This window comes from Micromonospora sp. KC207 (assembly GCF_004348615.1).
Taxonomy (GTDB): Bacteria; Actinomycetota; Actinomycetes; order Mycobacteriales; family Micromonosporaceae; genus Micromonospora.
Window position 1 is genome coordinate 1 of sequence record NZ_SMKJ01000161.1, and the last position, 15,956, is coordinate 15,956.

The 15,956-nt window shown below is 75.2% G+C and carries 12 protein-coding genes, 1 tRNA gene and 1 pseudogene; 11 read left to right on the forward strand and 3 right to left on the reverse strand.

Going from position 1 to position 15,956, the window contains the following annotated elements; translation table 11 throughout:
• Positions 1-19 precede the first annotated feature (19 nt).
• On the forward strand, positions 20-841 hold the full coding sequence (locus tag E1258_RS19860) for an alpha/beta fold hydrolase (RefSeq protein ID WP_243715578.1): 822 nt from the start codon (positions 20-22) through the stop codon (positions 839-841).
• A 36-nt stretch (positions 842-877) separates the two neighbouring features.
• Here the strand turns inward: E1258_RS19860 and E1258_RS19865 are convergent, their stop codons facing one another.
• Positions 878-2,332 carry a cryptochrome/photolyase family protein gene (locus tag E1258_RS19865; RefSeq protein WP_165949845.1) on the reverse strand — a complete coding sequence of 485 codons (1,455 nt, stop codon included), beginning with the start codon at positions 2,330-2,332 and terminating at the stop codon, positions 878-880.
• Positions 2,333-2,444: 112 nt separating this feature from the next.
• Complete coding sequence (locus tag E1258_RS35460; protein ID WP_256371019.1) at positions 2,445-2,579, reverse strand: hypothetical protein; 135 nt, start codon at positions 2,577-2,579, stop codon at positions 2,445-2,447.
• Between the two features lie 279 nt (positions 2,580-2,858).
• Here E1258_RS35460 and E1258_RS19875 point away from each other — a divergent pair, with 279 nt between their 5' ends.
• Both E1258_RS19875 and E1258_RS19880 read left to right on the forward strand, forming a co-directional pair.
• Positions 2,859-3,947, forward strand: coding sequence for an S-(hydroxymethyl)mycothiol dehydrogenase (locus E1258_RS19875; RefSeq protein WP_132403449.1), 1,089 nt, complete (start codon positions 2,859-2,861; stop codon positions 3,945-3,947).
• Positions 3,944-4,171 (forward strand): annotated as a pseudogene (locus E1258_RS19880) (MBL fold metallo-hydrolase); the annotation flags it as partial. The gene E1258_RS19875 and the pseudogene E1258_RS19880, both read left to right, overlap by 4 nt.
• A gap of 159 nt (positions 4,172-4,330) precedes the next feature.
• On the opposite strand, the gene E1258_RS19885 reads toward E1258_RS19880, so the two are convergent.
• On the reverse strand, positions 4,331-5,746 hold the full coding sequence (locus E1258_RS19885) for a xylulokinase (RefSeq protein ID WP_132403452.1): 1,416 nt from the start codon (positions 5,744-5,746) through the stop codon (positions 4,331-4,333).
• A gap of 368 nt (positions 5,747-6,114) precedes the next feature.
• Here E1258_RS19885 and E1258_RS19890 point away from each other — a divergent pair, with 368 nt between their 5' ends.
• From E1258_RS19890 to selB, 8 genes are all read left to right on the forward strand, one after another.
• The gene (locus tag E1258_RS19890) at positions 6,115-6,819 is read left to right on the forward strand and encodes a hypothetical protein (protein WP_132403479.1); all 705 of its coding nucleotides are present in this window, start codon (positions 6,115-6,117) and stop codon (positions 6,817-6,819) included.
• 129 nt (positions 6,820-6,948) lie between these two features.
• The gene (locus E1258_RS19895; RefSeq protein WP_132403455.1) at positions 6,949-7,257 is read left to right on the forward strand and encodes a MazG-like family protein; all 309 of its coding nucleotides are present in this window, start codon (positions 6,949-6,951) and stop codon (positions 7,255-7,257) included.
• A gap of 165 nt (positions 7,258-7,422) precedes the next feature.
• Positions 7,423-10,755, forward strand: coding sequence for a formate dehydrogenase (gene fdh, locus E1258_RS19905; RefSeq protein WP_243715576.1), 3,333 nt, complete (start codon positions 7,423-7,425; stop codon positions 10,753-10,755).
• A complete protein-coding gene (locus tag E1258_RS19910) occupies positions 10,748-11,683 on the forward strand; it encodes a 4Fe-4S dicluster domain-containing protein (RefSeq protein ID WP_132403464.1) in 936 nt (311 codons plus the stop codon). Before fdh ends, E1258_RS19910 begins: the two co-directional genes overlap by 8 nt.
• Positions 11,680-12,690, forward strand: coding sequence for an NrfD/PsrC family molybdoenzyme membrane anchor subunit (nrfD, locus tag E1258_RS19915; protein WP_243715577.1), 1,011 nt, complete (start codon positions 11,680-11,682; stop codon positions 12,688-12,690). The genes E1258_RS19910 and nrfD overlap by 4 nt, the downstream gene beginning before the upstream one ends.
• A 45-nt stretch (positions 12,691-12,735) precedes the next feature.
• Positions 12,736-12,831: transfer RNA gene (locus E1258_RS19920), tRNA-Sec, on the forward strand.
• A gap of 22 nt (positions 12,832-12,853) precedes the next feature.
• Entirely contained in the window at positions 12,854-14,152 is a 1,299-nt protein-coding gene (selA, locus tag E1258_RS19925) for an L-seryl-tRNA(Sec) selenium transferase (protein ID WP_132403470.1), read from the forward strand.
• 1 nt (position 14,153) lies between these two features.
• The coding region (gene selB / locus E1258_RS19930) for a selenocysteine-specific translation elongation factor (RefSeq protein WP_371688646.1) at positions 14,154-15,956 on the forward strand (1,803 nt) is incomplete at its 3' end.

Below are 15,956 nucleotides of genomic sequence, written 5' to 3' on the forward strand. Positions count from 1 at the left end.
GGTCGACACCATCGTCACCGTGCGGGGGCGCGCCTCCCGGTGCCGGGTGGCCGGCGACGGCCCGCTGGTGGTGCTGCTGCACGGCATCGGCCGCACCCTCGCCGACTTCGCCGAGCTGCACGACCGGCTCGCCCGCGATCACCGGGTGGTCAGCCTCGACCTGGCCGGGCACGGCGGGTCCGCGCCGCTGGACGAGCCGCACACCCTGCCGGCGCTGGCCCGGGCCGCCGCCGACTGCCTCGACGCGCTCGGCGTGGCCGGCCCCGCCCACCTGGTCGGCAACTCCCTCGGTGGGGCGGTCGCCATGCGGCTGGCCGTCGACGCCCCGGCCCGCGCGGCCAGCCTGGTGCTGGTCGACAGCGCCGGCTTCGGTCGGGAGGTGACGCTCGCGCTGCGGCTGCTGGCGCTGCGGCCGTTGGGCCGGCTGCTGCTGCGACCGAGCCGGGCCGTGGCCCGGCGCACCGAGCGGGCCCTGTTCCACGACCGGCGGTACGTCACCGAGACCCGCCTCGCCGAGGCGATGGCGGCGGCCCGGCGACCGCACGCCGCCCGGGTGATGCTGGAACTCGTCGGCAGCCTCGGCACGTTCGGGGGCGTCGCCGGGCCGTGGCGGGAGGAACTGCTCGACGCGGTGGCCCGGCTGGACCTGCCCATCCTGGTCGTCTGGGGCGAGCGGGACCTGATCCTGCCCGCCGCGCACCTCGACGCGGCCCGCATCCGACTGCCCCGGGCCCGCACGCACCTGTTCGCCGACACCGGCCACCTGCCGCAGGTCGAGCGGGCCGAGGAGTTCCACCGGCTGGTCACCGGCTTCTGGGCCGGGCACGCCGCTGACCGCTGACCGACGCTGCCCCCGCCGTCCCGCCGGGGGCAGCGTTCAGGGTGGGCTGCTGCCGCGCTTCTCCTCCTGGGCCAGCACCGCGTCCCGTAGCTGCGGATCGTCGCGTTCGGCCAGTTCCGCGGCGAGCCGCAGGTCGCCGGCGAGCCGGTCGTGGTTGCGGTGCAGGAAGGCGTCGAACCCCCCGGTGTACGGGCAGGCCAGATCGCCCAGCGTCGTCTCCGGCTGGTACCGGCACCCCGTGCAGTAGTCGCTCAGCTCGTCGACGTACCGGCCGTCGACCGCGTACGGGCGGGTGTCGACGCGGCCCAGGTCGGCGTACTGGCTCATCCCGATCACGGTCGCGTTCATCGCCCAGTCGGTGCCGTCGACGAAACAGTCCCGGAACCAGCTTGCCAGCTCCGCCGGCCGCCAGCCGCGTTGCAACGCGTAGTTGCCGAGCACCAGCAGCCGCTGCGCATGGTGCACCCAGGCGCGGTCCCGGACCCCGGCGAGCACGTCGGCCAGGCAACGCGCCTCCACGGCGTCGGCGTCCAGGCCAGCGAACCAGTCGGGCAGCGGCTCGTTCGCGGCCAGCCAGCTGGCGCCCCGGTGGCCCGGCTCGAGGTACCAGTACAGCTGCCAGAGGAACTCCCGCCAGCCGAGCAGGCCCTGGACGAACGGCTCCACGGCCGACAACGACGCGGCCCCCTTGCGCCAGGCGCCCTCGGCGGCCCGGATCGCCTCCGCAGGGTCGAGCAGCCCCAGGTTGAACGACGACGACAGCACACTGTGCGTCAGCAGCGGGTCGCCCGCGCTCATCACCTCCTGGTACCGGCCGTAGTCGGGCAGCCGGTGCGCCACGAAGTGCCGCAGCCGCGCGTCGGCCTCGGCGTGGGTGGCCGGGTAGCGGCGCGGGCCGTCCCGGCCGAGGAACCGGACGCCGTCGCGCTCCCAGCGGTCCAACTCGTCGCGGACCTCCGCGTCGATCGCGTCCTCCACGATCGGTGGGGGAGGGGACGCCACCAGCCCGGCCGCGCCGTCGGCCCGCCGGGGCCGGCGGGGGACCCGCCCAGGCGGACCGTCGAACACGCCGCGTTCGCGCCGGGCCCAGCGGTAGAAGTCCGCCACCCGCAGCGCCCCCCGGCGGGGGGCGTCGGCCCACGCCGCGAAGTCCTCCCGGCGGGTGAGGAAGCCGCGTGGCGGCAGGATGGTCAGCCCCGGCACCGACCGGGCGAAGGCCAGCCCGGCCCGCGACGGCGGGTGGCAGACCTCGACCGGCCCGTCGACGCGGGCCAGCGCCTCCCGGAACGTGCCGGCGCGCACCAGTAGGGCCCGGTCACCCAGCTCGGCGGCCCGGTGCCGCAGCGCCGAGAGCACCAGGTGGGCCTTCTGCCGGTGCATCGGGCGCTGCCGGAACAGCTCCCGGGCTTCCACGAGCAGCACCGGCTGCGCCGGATCGTCGAGGAAGTGGGGCCCGAGTTGATCGGCGAGCAGCCACCGGCGGGAAGACATGTGTTGATTCTGCCCAGTCCGTTCCGATGCCGCCGCCCGGCACCGGCGTGTCCGCCGGGTGGCGCACGCCACAGGGTCGCGCCAAGGGCCCACGCCACGTCGATCCCTGATGTCAGGTGGCCAGTCGCCGATGCGTCTCGGCCAGATCGCGCAGGGCCGTCATCCGCACGAATCGGCCGTCGCTGATTTTGTGCTCGGCGATCTCGACCGAGGCGCCGGAAGGAGCAGCACCGAGCCACTGATCCATGCCGTCGAACTGGTGGGCGTTGAGCGCCGCGACGTAGCGCGAGTACCAGCTGCGCTTGCCGTTCCCAGTCGAAGGAATGGAGACCTCCCGATCGCCCCGCGGGCCGTCGTCACGCCCCGCACCTGACGGCTGTCAGGGCCAGCACGCATCCGCGCCACAGCGGTAGTTTCACTGTGGAGCGTGCCCGGCGCGGGCGGCCCGACGGCGCACCGCGTCGCCGGCCCCGGCCCTGCGGCCCGGCGCCGGCGACACCGACAGCGCGTGGATCAGGAGGAAACTGTGAGCCAGGAAGTCCGGGGAGTCGTTTCACGCAGCAAGGGCGCGCCGGTCGAGGTCACCACCGTCGTGGTGCCCGACCCGGGGCCCGGCGAGGCGGTGGTCCGCGTCCAGGCGTGCGGGGTCTGCCACACCGACCTGCACTACCGCGAGGGCGGCATCAACGACGAGTTCCCGTTCCTGCTCGGCCACGAGGCCGCCGGAACCGTCGAGCGGGTCGGCGACGGCGTCACCGAGGTGGCCCCCGGCGACTTCGTGGTGTTGAACTGGCGGGCCGTCTGCGGGGTCTGCCGCGCCTGCCGCCGTGGCCGGCCGTGGTACTGCTTCGCCACCCACAACGCCGCGCAGAAGATGACGCTCACCGACGGCACCGCGCTGTCCCCGGCGCTGGGCATCGGCGCGTTCGCCGAGAAGACCCTCGTGCACGCCGGGCAGTGCACGAAGGTCAACCCGGCCGCGCGGCCCGCCGCCGTCGGCCTGCTCGGCTGCGGGGTGATGGCCGGCCTCGGCGCGGCGATGAACACCGGGGGCGTCACCCGCGGTGACTCCGTGGCCGTCATCGGCTGTGGCGGGGTCGGCGACGCCGCCGTGGCCGGTGCCGCCCTGGCCGGGGCGACGACGATCATCGCGGTGGACGTCGACCCCCGCAAGCTCGACTGGGCCCGCAGGTTCGGCGCCACCCACACCGTCAACGCCTCCGCAGACGACCCGGTCGAGGCGATCCGGGCCGCCACCGGCGGCTTCGGCGCGGACGTCGTCATCGACGCCGTCGGCCGGCCCGAGACCTGGAAGCAGGCGTTCTACGCCCGCGACCTCGCCGGCACGGTCGTGCTGGTCGGCGTGCCCACTGCGCAGGTGAAGGTGGAGCTACCCCTGCTGGACGTCTTCGGGCGCGGCGGGGCCCTCAAGTCGAGCTGGTACGGCGACTGCCTGCCCAGCCGCGACTTCCCCCTGCTCACCGAGCTGTACCTGCAGGGCCGGCTCGACCTGGACGCGTTCGTCACCGAGGAGATCGCCCTGGACCAGGTCGAGGAGGCGTTCACCCGGATGCACCACGGCGACGTGCTGCGCTCGGTGGTGGTCTTCCCGTGACCGCCCGCGTCGACCACACCGTCACCTCCGGCACGTTCTCCGTCGACGGGCAGACCTCCGACGTCGACAACAACGTCTGGGTGGTGGGCGACGACAACGAGTGCGTCGTCGTCGACGCGCCGCACGACGTCGACGCGATCATGCGTACCGTCGGCGGCCGCCGCGTGGTGGCGATCCTGGCCACCCACGCCCACGACGACCACGTGCGGGTGGCCCCGCAACTCGATCAGTGGCTGGCCCGGGGCCACTGACGCCCCCGTGCGCCCGGCACCGCGGCGGCCAGGCCACAGCGCCACCTCGGCCATCGGTACGCCGGCTGGCCGAGCGGTCGCCCGGCGCGCCCCAGTTCCGGGTCGACCAGACCCGTCGTGGCGATGACGCCGTCAGTCGGCGCGGTCGGGGGCGTTCGCGCGGGCCGCCGCGTACCGTTCGCGGACCGCCGGCACGGCGTCCGCCTCGTACATCTCGACCTGCCCGACCGTCCACGACGGCGGCTGCTGCCCGCCCGACAACACCCAGGCCGCCTGGCGGGCGGCGCCGTCGGCGACGTACTCCGCCAGTGGTGGCACGAGCACGGGCCGGCCGAAGACCGTAGGCGCGATCCGGCGTACCGCCTCCGATCGGGCGCCGCCGCCGACCAGGACGACCCGGTCGACCGTCGTGCCCTGCGCGATCATCGCGTCCAGCCCGTCGGCGAGTGCGCACAGCATGCCCTCCACCGCCGCGCGGGCCAGGTGCGCGGGGGTCGAGGTCCGCAGGGTCAGGCCGTGCACGGCTCCGGTGGCGTGTGGACGGTTCGGTGTGCGCTCGCCCTCGAGGTAGGGCACCAAGACCAGCCCGTCGGCGCCCGGCGGGGCGGACAGCGCCAGCGCGGACAGCTCTGCGTGGTCCACCCGCAGCATGGTCGCCGCCGCGTCCAGCACCCGGGCGGCGTTGAGCGTGCACACCAACGGCAGGAAGCGGCCGGTCGTGTCGGCGAACCCGGCCACGATCCCGCTCGGGTCTGCGGCCGGCACGTCGGAAACGGTGGACACTATGCCGGAGGTACCGATCGACACGATCACGTCGCCCGACTCGGCGCCGACGCCCAGCGCCGCTGCGGCGCAGTCGCCGGCGCCGGGGCCCAGCGGGGCACCGGTGCGCAGGTGCCCGGCCCGACCGGTCGGCCCGAGCACCTGCGGCAGCAGCACGTCGTCGCGCCCGAACGCCAACCGGAGCAGGTCCAGGCGATAGTCACCGGTCGCGGCCGACCAGTATCCGGTCCCGCTGGCCTCGCTGCGGTCGGTGCGCAGCGCATCGAGCCCCGGTGTGCCGGCAAGTCGCCAGGTCAGCCAGTCGTGCGGCAGACACACCGCAGCCGTACGGGCGGCGTTGTCCGGCTCCGCCGAGGCCAGCCAGCGCAGCTTGGTGACGGTGAAGCTGGCCACCGGCACCAGGCCGACCGCCTCCGCCCAGGCCCGCTGCCCCGCTTCGCCGCCGCCGAGATCCGAGATCAGGTCGGCGGCGGCGCCGGCCGAGCGGGTGTCGTTCCACAGCACGGCGTCCCGGACCACCGCGCCCGCGGCGTCCAGGCACACCATCCCCTGCTGCTGCCCGGCGACTGAGGCGGCCGCCACGTCGTCCAGTCCGCCGGCCTGTGCGACCGCGTCGGACAGCGCGGCCTCCCACGCGGCCGGTGGCACGGCTGTGCCGACGGGGTGCGGCGCACGACCCTCGCGCACCAGCTCCCCGCTCTCGGCGTCGCGGATGACGACTTTGCACGACTGGGTCGACGAGTCGACCCCGGCTACGAGTGGCATCGGTCCTCCCGGGGGTGTCGTGAACGGGGCAGGTGGCGCGGTTGGTCAGCGGGGGAGCGATCCAGGTGGTCGGCGGCGAGCGGAGGAGATTTGTTCAATGGGTGAATTATTTGCACCGCGCCACGGTCCTGTCAAGGTCAACAGCCCGGCCCGCTCGGAACGCCCGAGCCGGTCGGTGCCGGCCGCGTCGTCCGATTCCCGCAGTGACCGGGGCCGCACCCCGAGCGTTGTCCCGCATATCCGGAATGGCGGACACATGAAGCTGGTTGTGTCCCCCGTACCGCCCGCCGGTAAACCCCGCCGGCCGGGGCGGGTCTCGAGGGGCGCTCAACCCGGAGCGCGTCGTGACGACCGAAAGGGCAACCATCGTGAAGGCAGACTTCACTCGATGGCTCCCGGCCATCGCGAAGACCACGAACCGCAAGACCGTCCTGACCATCAGCGGCATCGCCGTCCTCGGCGGCCTGGCGTTCGGCCCCACGGCCGTCGCCGCCCCGGTCACCACCGGCCCGCACACGGGCGCCGTCGCCGCCATCGACCTGGCCACCGGCAAGACCCGCCAGGGGGCCACCGTCGAGTCCGCGCTGACCACCGGCGAGAACACCAGCAAGTCGACCCCGTCGGCGGGCCGGCCGAGCCGCGACGAGCTGATCCCGCACGGCGTCGAGGGCGCGCAGTCGCGCATCCCGCTCGACGACGCGCAGCTGGCGAACGCCCGGGCCATCGTCGAGGCCGCCAAGGACAGCGGCGTCGGCAAACGCGGCGCGGTGATCGGCGTGGCCACCTCGTTGCAGGAGTCGAAGCTCTACAACCTCGGCCACCTGGGCGCGTACAACGACCACGACTCGCAGGGCCTGTTCCAGCAGCGCCCGTCGTCCGGTTGGGGCTCGCCCGACCAGATCACCGACCCGGAGTACGCCTCGAAGGCGTTCTTCGGCGCGCTGAAGAACATCGGCGGCTGGCAGGACCTGCCGCTGACCGCCGCGGCGCAGACGGTGCAGGTGTCGGCATACCCGTACGCGTACGCCCAGTGGGAGGAGCAGGCCGCGGACATCGTCGCGCGGCTGTGGTGACCTGACCCCCAATGCCCACGGACCGGGTTCATTCGCCTGCGCGGAGCCGGTCGGACCGGTCCCTGCCCGGGGGCGGGGCCGACCGCCCCCGGGCAGGGGATCGTCACCCCCGTCCGGTTCACTGGTCGGATGGACGAGTCGATCTGGGAGTCGGTGCGCGCCCTGCGGGGCTGGCTCGACGTTGCCAACGGCACCGGGGACCCGGAGCTGACCTGCCGGATCCTCAAGCTGACCGAGGAGGCGGGGGAGGCCGCCGGGGCGTGGATCGGCGCACTCGGGCAGAACCCGCGCAAGGGGGTGACCCACACCCGCGACGACGTGGCGGCCGAGCTGGCCGACGCCGCGTTCACGGCGCTGGTGGCGATCGAGAGCCTCGGCGTCGACGCGCACGGGGCGCTGCGCGGGTGCGCCGCGAAGGTCCGCTCCCGGCTGCCGTGAGGGCCGCAGGCCGCGTCGGCGGCGCGCGACCCCCGCCCCGTGCCGCCCCACCCTGGCCGAGGCGCCCCCGGGCGGCGGGAGAAGACCCGCCGGGGTCGCGGCGCGCCGGGCGCTGGCCTATGTTCAGAGGGTCAGCTTCCGCCGCCGGCAGAGGGGGTGCCCCCGATGGGTCTGCGGACTTTCATCGCGGGCTGGCCCGTCTACCGGCAGCTCACCGGCACCGACCCGCTCGGCCGGGGCGCGGCAGCCCGGTCGGCCCGCTCGGCGGCGCTGACCGCCCGCACCGAAACCGCCGACAGCGTGGCCCGGTCGATCTGCCCCTACTGCGCGGTCGGCTGCGGCCAGCGGGTCTTCGTCACCGACGGCCGGGTCACCCAGATCGAGGGGGACCCGGACAGCCCGATCTCCCGGGGCCGGCTGTGCCCGAAGGGCTCGGCCAGCAAGAGCCTGGTCACCAGCCCGCTACGCCAGACGAGGGTCCGCTACCGCCGGCCGTACGCCACCGAGTGGGAGGACCTGGACCTCGACACGGCCGTCGACATGATCGCCGACCGGATCCTCGCCGCCCGCGCGGCGACCTGGGAGGACGTCGACGACGCCGGCCGGCCGCTGCGCCGCACGCTGGGCATCTCCAGTCTGGGCGGGGCGACGCTGGACAACGAGGAGAACTACCTCATCAAGAAGCTGTTCACGGCGATGGGGGCGCTCCAGATCGAGAACCAGGCCCGCATTTGACACTCCGCCACCGTCCCCGGTCTGGGGACCAGCTTCGGTCGCGGCGGCGCGACGGACTTCCAACAGGACCTGGTCAACGCTGACGTCATCGTCATCCAGGGCTCCAACATGGCCGAGGCGCATCCCGTGGGCTTCCAGTGGGTGATGGAGGCCAAGCGGCGCGGCGCGAAGGTCTTCCACGTCGACCCCCGGTTCACCCGGACCAGCGCGGTCGCCGACACGTACCTGCCGATCCGGGCGGGCACCGACATCGCGCTGCTCGGCGGCGTCGTGCGGTACATCCTGGAGAACGAGCTGGACTTCCGGGAGTACGTGCTGGCGTACACCAACGCGGCGACGCTCGTCAGCGAGCAGTTCGCCGACACGGAGGACCTCGACGGCCTCTTCTCCGGCTACCGCCCCGAGACCGGCTCGTACGACACGTCGAGCTGGCAGTACGCCGGCCACGAGGACCACGCCGAGATCATTGGTACCGGGAAGGAACGCGACAGCGCGGCCGGGCTGCGCCACGAGTCGCACGGCATGCCGGTGCCCGGGCAGACCGCGCGGGACGAGACGTTGCGGCACCCGCGCTGCGTCTACCAGATCCTGCGGCGACACTTCGCCCGCTACACCCCGGAGATGGTGGAGCGGGTCTGCGGCATCCCGCAGGAGAAGTTCCTGGAGTTGGCCCGCGCCTGGACGCACAACTCCGGCCGGGAACGCACCGGCGCGCTGGTCTACTCCGTGGGCTGGACGCAGCACAGCGTCGGCGTGCAGTACATCCGCACCGGCGCGATCATCCAGACCCTGCTGGGCAACATGGGCCGGCCCGGCGGCGGCATCCTGGCGCTGCGCGGGCACGCCAGCATCCAGGGCTCCACGGACATCCCGACGCTGTACAACCTGCTCCCCGGCTACCTGCCGATGCCGCACCACGCCGACCACGAGACGTTTGACGACTGGGTCGACAGCATCCGCCACCGCGGCCAGAAGGGCTTCTGGGACGACTCCCGGGCGTACGCGGCGAGCCTGCTCAAGGCGTACTGGGGGGACGCGGCGCGGCCGGACAACGACTTCTGCTACGGCTACCTGCCCCGGATGACCGGCGACCACGGCACGTACCAGCAGGTCCTCAACATGATCGACGGGAAGGTCAAGGGCTACTTCCTGCTCGGCCAGAACCCGGCCGTCGGCTCCGCGCACGGCCGCGCCCAGCGCCTCGGCATGGCCAACCTCGACTGGCTGGTCGTGCGCGACCTGTTCCTCATCGAGAGCGCCACGTTCTGGAAGAACAGCCCCGAGGTGGCCACCGGGGAGATCACGCCGGAGCAGTGCCGCACGGAGGTGTTCTTTCTGCCGGCGGCGTCGCACGTGGAGAAGGAGGGCACGTTCACCCAGACCCAGCGGCTGTTGCAGTGGCGGGAGAAGGCCGTCGACCCGCCGGGCGACGCCCGCTCCGAGCTGTGGTTCTTCTACCACCTCGGTCGCCGGCTGCGGGAGAAGCTGGCCACCTCCCCGCACCCGCGCGACCGGGCGCTGCTCGACCTGGCCTGGGACTACCCCACGCACGGCCCGCACGCGGAGCCCAGCGCCGAGGCGGTGCTGCGCGAGATCAACGGGTACGAGGTGGCCACCGGCCGCCCGCTGTCGGCGTTCACGCAGGCCCGCGACGACGGCTCCACCGCGATCGGCTGCTGGATCTACACCGGCGTCTACGCCGACGGCGTCAACCAGGCCGCCCGCCGCCGGCCCCGCCACGAGCAGGACTGGGTGGCCGCGCAGTGGGGCTGGGCGTGGCCGGCGAACCGCCGCATCCTCTACAACCGGGCCTCCGCCGATCCGCAGGGCCGCCCGTGGAGCGAGCGCAAGAAGTACGTCTGGTGGGACCCCGACGCCGGGGAGTGGACCGGGTACGACGTGCCGGACTTCGAGCGGACGAAGCCGCCGACGTACCGGCCCCCGCAGGGCGCCTCCGGCGTGGCGGCCCTCGCCGGCGACGACGCGTTCATCATGCAGAGCGACGGAAAGGCCTGGCTGTACGCGCCCAGCGGGGTGCTCGACGGCCCGCTGCCGACGCACTACGAGCCGGCCGAGTCCCCGATGCGCAACCCCGTGTACGGCCAGCAGGCCAACCCGACCCGCAAGGTCTACGAGCATCCGATCAACCCGATCAACCCGAGCCCGCCGGAGGCGCACAGCGGCGTCTTCCCGTACGTGTTCACGGTCAGCCGGCTCACCGAGCACCACACCGCCGGCGGGATGAGCCGCACCGTGCGTCCGCTGGCCGAGTTGCAGCCGGAGATGTTCGTGGAGGTCTCCCCGGAGTTGGCCGCCGAGGCCGGGCTGGCCCACCTGAGCTGGGCGCACCTGGTCAGCGGCCGGGCGGTGATCGAGGCGAGGGTGCTGGTCACCGAGCGGCTCACCCCGCTGCGGGTGGACGGCCGGATCATCCACCAGCTCTGGCTGCCGTACCATTTCGGCACGGAGGGTCTGGTCACCGGCGACTCGGCCAACGACCTGTTCGGCATCACCCTGGACCCGAACGTGCTGATCCAGGAGAGCAAGGTCGGCACCTGCGACGTGCGGCCCGGCCGGCGGCCCACCGGCGCGGCCCTGCTCGACATGGTCGCCGACTACCGGCGGCGGGCCGGCATGACCCCGCAGCGCAGGATCCCGATCGTCACCACCGCAGCGGCGGGCGGCCACGACGCGGCAGACAGCACCGACGAACGCTCCGCGCAGGCGTCGGCCGACGAGCAGAGCGGGGGCGGGAATGCCTGACGCCAACAGCCGCTCCGGGCCGCTGGGCCCGGCGCCGGACGCCGGCTGGACCGACGCCCCACCCAGGATGGGCTTCTTCACCGACACGAGCGTCTGCATCGGCTGCAAGGCGTGCGAGGTCGCCTGCAAGGAGTGGAACGACGTGCCAGGCTCCGGGATGGACCTGCTCGGCATGTCCTACGACAACACCGGCGCGCTGACCGCGAACTCGTGGCGGCACGTGGCGTTCGTCGAGCAGCCCCGCCCCGCCGCCGACGCGGCGGGCAGCGCCGCCCCGGCGGCGGCGGGTCCCGGCCCGCAGTTTCTCGGCATGCCCGGCGCGCAGCCGCCCGGCCGGGGCACCGGCGCGGCCGGGCGCAGCGACTTCCGCTGGCTGATGATGTCGGACGTCTGCAAGCACTGCACCCACGCCGCCTGCCTCGACGTCTGCCCCACCGGGTCGCTGTTTCGCACCGAGTTCGGCACGGTCGTGGTGCAGGAGGACATCTGCAACGGCTGCGGCTACTGCATCCCGGCCTGCCCGTACGGGGTGATCGACCAGCGCAGGGGCGACGGCCGGGCGTGGAAGTGCACCCTGTGCTACGACCGGCTCGGCGCGGGGCTGACCCCCGCCTGCGCGCAGGCCTGCCCCACCGAGTCCATCCAGTACGGCCCCCTCGACGAGTTGCGAAAGCGGGCCGCCGAACGGGTGGCCACCCTGCACGAGCGCGGCGTGCCGGAGGCCCGGCTGTACGGCCACGACCCCACCGACGGCGTCGGCGGCGACGGGGCGTTCTTCCTGCTGCTGGACGCCCCGGAGGTGTACGGGCTGCCGCCCGACCCGGTGGTCACCACCCGGGACCTGCCCCGGATGTGGAGGCGTGCCGGGCTGGCCGCATTGGCCATGGCGGCGGCGGCCGTCGCCGCGTTCGTCGGAGGTTCCTCGTGAGCGCGCACCCCCCGGTCGGGGACCGGTTCCGCCGCTTCCGAAGCGGGCGCGGCGGCGGGGAACAGCTCACCGTCCCACCGGCCGAGTTCACCTCCTACTACGGCCGGCCGATCCTCAAGCCGCCGGTGTGGAAGTGGGACATCGCGGCGTACCTGTTCACCGGCGGGCTGGCCGCCGGTTCGTCGCTGCTGGCCGCCGGTGGGCAGCTCACCGGACGGCCGGCGCTGCGCCGCGCCGGCCGGGTCACCGCGCTGGCTGCGGTCGCCACCAGCGCGTACTTCCTCGTCAACGACCTGGGCCGGCCGGCCCGCTTCCACCACATGCTGCGGGTGGCGAAGCCGACGTCCCCGATGTCGGTGGGCACCTGGGTCCTCACCGTGTTCGGCCCGGCCGCCGGGGTCGCCGCCGTCGCCGAGGCCGCCGCGTGGCTGCCCGAGCGGGGCGTGCTCGGCCTGGGGCGGCGGCTGCTGCCCGGCGCCGGGCGGGCTGCCGGCCTGGTCGCCGCCGCGACCGCGCCGGCCCTGGCCACGTACACCGGGGTGCTGCTCGCCGACACGGCCGTGCCGTCCTGGCACGAGGCGTACCCGCAACTGCCGGCCGTCTTCGCGGGCAGCGCCCTGGCCAGCGGTGCCGGCGTGGGCCTGCTCGCGGCGCCCTGCGCCCAGGCCGGCCCGGCCCGGCGGATGGCGGTGGCCGGCGCGGCCCTGGAACTGTGGGGCGTGCACCGGGTGGAGAGCCGCCTGGGCCTGCTCAGTGAGCCCTACCGCACCGGCGTCCCCGGCCGGTTGTTGCGCGCCGGCCGGTCGCTGACCGCCGCCGGGGTGGTCGGGGCGCTCGTCGGCCGCCGCAGCCGGTTGCTTTCCGGCCTGTCCGGCGCGGCCCTGCTCGCCGCGTCGGTGGCCACCCGGTTCGGCATCTTCCACGGTGGCGTCGCCTCCGCCCGCGACCCGAAGTACACGGTGGTCCCGCAGCGCGAGCGCGTCGAGCGCCGCGCCACCGGGGGCTGAGGGCTACCCGCACGCCGGGCGGGGCGCTGTGGTCCAATGGCCGGTGGAGGCGTTCGGGTGGCTGGTGCCCCTCCCGGTCTTCAAAACCGGTGTGGTCCGGGATCCGGGCCAGGCGGGTTCGATTCCCGTCCGTCTCCGCCAGGCAACCCGTGGGAAGGACGCGATGCGCGACGCCGATCCCCGACGGCGGGTCCCGCGCACCGACGTCCTGCTGGCCGATCCGGGCCTGGCCGCCGCAGCCGGCAGGGTCGGCCGCGATCGGGTCAAGGCCGCGATCGTCGCCGCGCAGGCCCGCGCCCGCGCCGGTGAGATCCCCCCCGATCGGGTACGTGACGCCGCCCTCGCCGCGCTGCCCGCCGCCGTCCCCGCGGCGGTGCTCAACGCCACCGGTGTCGTCCTGCACACCAACCTGGGCCGGGCCCCGCTGTCCGCCGCCGCCGTGGCCGCCGTGGTCGCCGCCGCCGGGCACACCGACGTGGAGCTGGACCTGACCACCGGGCGGCGGGCCCGGCGTGGCCGCGACGCCCTCGCCGCGCTCGCCGCCGCCGTGCCCGACGCGGGCGCCGTGCACGTGGTCAACAACGGCGCGGCGGCCCTGGCGCTGACCGCCACCGCCCTCGCGGCGGGCCGGGAGATCGTGGTCAGCCGGGGCGAGCTGGTGGAGATCGGCGACGGGTTCCGCCTGCCGGACCTGCTGGCCAGCACCGGCGCGCGGCTGCGGGAGGTGGGCACCACCAACCGAACCACCCTCGCCGACTACGCCGCCGCGATCGGCCCCGGCACCGGGTTCGTGCTGAAGGTGCACCCGTCGAACTTCGTGGTCGCCGGCTTCACCCACGCCGTCGACGTGGCCCGGCTGGCCACCCTGGGCGTGCCGGTCGTCGCCGACATCGGCTCCGGGCTGCTCGCCGCCGATCCGCTGCTGCCCGACGAGCCGGACGCGGCGCGCACGCTGCGCGCCGGCGCGCACCTGGTCACCGCCAGCGGCGACAAGCTGCTCGGCGGCCCGCAGGCCGGGCTGCTGCTCGGCGACGCCGACCTGGTCGACCGGCTGCGCCGTCACCCACTGGCCCGCGCCCTGCGGGTCGACAAGCTGACCCTGGCCGCGCTGGCGGCCACCCTGCACGACCCCGGCACCCCCACCCGGGCGGCCCTGCACGCCGACCCGGCCGCGCTGCGGCAGCGCACCGAACGCCTACGCGACCGGCTGGCCGCCGACGGCTGCCGGGCCGAGGTGGTGCCCGCCGCCGCCGTGGTCGGCGGGGGCGGCGCGCCCGGCGTCGAGCTGGACTCGTGGGCCCTGGCCCTGCCCGAGCGGTACGCCCGGCCGCTGCGCGTCGGCGACCCGCCCGTGCTCGGCCGGGTCGCCCGGGGCCGGCTGCTGCTGGACCTGCGCTGCGTCCCCGCCGAAGCCGACGACGCGCTGCGCGCCGCCGTGCTGGCCGTGCCACGGGATGCCTGACGTGGGCCTGCGGACCGGTGCGGCGGCGACGGCCCGGACCAGGGTGGTGGCCACCGCCGGGCACGTCGACCACGGCAAGTCCACCCTGGTCCGGGCGCTGACCGGTATGGAACCGGACCGGTGGGCCGAGGAACGCCGCCGGGGCATGACCATCGACCTCGGTTTCGCCTGGACCACACTGCCCTCCGGGGACACCGTCGCGTTCGTCGACGTGCCCGGCCACGAGCGGTTCGTGCCGAACATGCTCGCCGGTGTCGGCCCCGCCCCGGCCGCGCTGTTCGTCGTCGCCGCCGATGAGGGCTGGATGCCGCAGTCGGCCGAGCACCTGGCCGCGCTGCACGCGCTCGGCGTGGCGTACGGGCTGCTGGTGGTGACCCGCGCGGACCTGGCCGACCCGGGCCCGGCGCTGGCCCAGGCCCGCGCGCAGCTCGCCGCGACCTGCCTCGGTGACGTGGAGGCGGTCGCGGTCAGTGCCGTCACCGGGGCTGGCCTGCCCCGGCTGCGGGCCGCCCTGGACCGCCTGGCGGCCCGGTTGCCCGACCCACCGGCCGACGCGCCGGTGCGGCTGTGGGTGGACCGGTCGTTCACCATCACCGGCAGCGGCACCGTGGTCACCGGGACCCTCGGTGGCGGCCGGCTGGCCGTCGGCGACGAGCTGGAGCTGGCAGGCAGCGGCGAGCCGGTGCGGGTGCGTGGCCTGCACCGCCTCGGCGCCGCCCGCGACCGGGTCGACGCGGTGGCCCGGGTGGCGGTGAACCTGCGCAACGTGCCCCGGGACCGGCTGGGCCGGGGCGAGGCCCTGCTCACCCCCGGCCGGTTCGGCCGCACCGATCTGCTCGACGTGCGGGTCGCCGGGAACCCGGCGGCCGACCTGCCGGCCACGCTCACCCTGCACGTCGGCTCCGCCGCCGTCGCCGCCCGGGTGCGCCCGCTCGGCCCGGACACCGCCCGGCTGCGGCTGGCCCGGCCGCTGCCGCTGGTCGTCGGAGACCGGGCGCTGCTGCGCGACCCGGGCCGCCACCTGATCGCCGGCGGGGTGACCGTGCTGGACGTGGCCCCGCCGCCGCTGGCCCGGCGCGGGGCCGCTGCCGCCCGCGCCCGGGTCCTCACCGACTTGGACGGTCGCCCCGACGCGGCCGGGGAGTTGCGTCGCCGCGCCCTGGTCCGGGTGGGGGAGCTGACCCGGATGGGGGTGCCGGTCACCGCAGAAACCCCGGTCGTCGGGGACTGGCTCGCCGACCCCGACCACTGGCGGTCCTTGTCGGCCCGGCTTACCGCCGAGGCGACCCGGTACGCCGCCGCGCACCCCTTGGAGCCAGGCGTCCCGGTCGACGTGCTGCGCCGACGGCTCGACCTGCCCGACCGAGCGCTCGTGGAGGCCCTCGTGCGCCCACCGCTGCGGCTGGTCGCCGGGCGGGTCACCGCGTCGGCCGACGACGCGTTGCCGGAGCTGGTGGCCCGCGCGGTGGCCCGGATTCGCGCCGAGTGCGGCGAGCGCCCGTTCCGGGCCCCGGAGGCGCACCGCCTCGCCGAGCTGGGGCTCGGGCCCCGGGAAATCGGCGCGGCGGTGCGGGCCGGTGCGCTGCTGCGGCTGGCCGACACCGTGGTGCTGTTGCCCGGGGCCGTGGACGCCGCCGCCCGGGTCCTCGCCGGGTTGCCGCAGCCGTTCACGCTCAGCGCCGCCCGGGTGGCCCTCGACACCACCCGCCGGGTCGCGGTGCCGCTGCTGGAACTGCTGGACCGCCGCGGCGTCACCCGTCGTCTGCCCGACGACGCCCGCAGCGTCGTGTCCCCGCCGCCCGGC

Bases quoted from the DNA above. Each gene is read 5' to 3' on its own strand.
- E1258_RS19895 (WP_132403455.1), top strand. From the start codon at position 6,949: ATGGACGAGTCGATCTGGGAGTCGGTGCGCGCCCTGCGGGGCTGGCTC.
- E1258_RS19885 (WP_132403452.1), bottom strand. From the start codon at position 5,746: ATGCCACTCGTAGCCGGGGTCGACTCGTCGACCCAGTCGTGCAAAGTC.
- selA (WP_132403470.1), top strand. From the start codon at position 12,854: ATGCGCGACGCCGATCCCCGACGGCGGGTCCCGCGCACCGACGTCCTG.
- E1258_RS19910 (WP_132403464.1), top strand. From the start codon at position 10,748: ATGCCTGACGCCAACAGCCGCTCCGGGCCGCTGGGCCCGGCGCCGGAC.
- E1258_RS19865 (WP_165949845.1), bottom strand. From the start codon at position 2,332: ATGTCTTCCCGCCGGTGGCTGCTCGCCGATCAACTCGGGCCCCACTTC.
- E1258_RS35460 (WP_256371019.1), bottom strand. From the start codon at position 2,579: ATGGATCAGTGGCTCGGTGCTGCTCCTTCCGGCGCCTCGGTCGAGATC.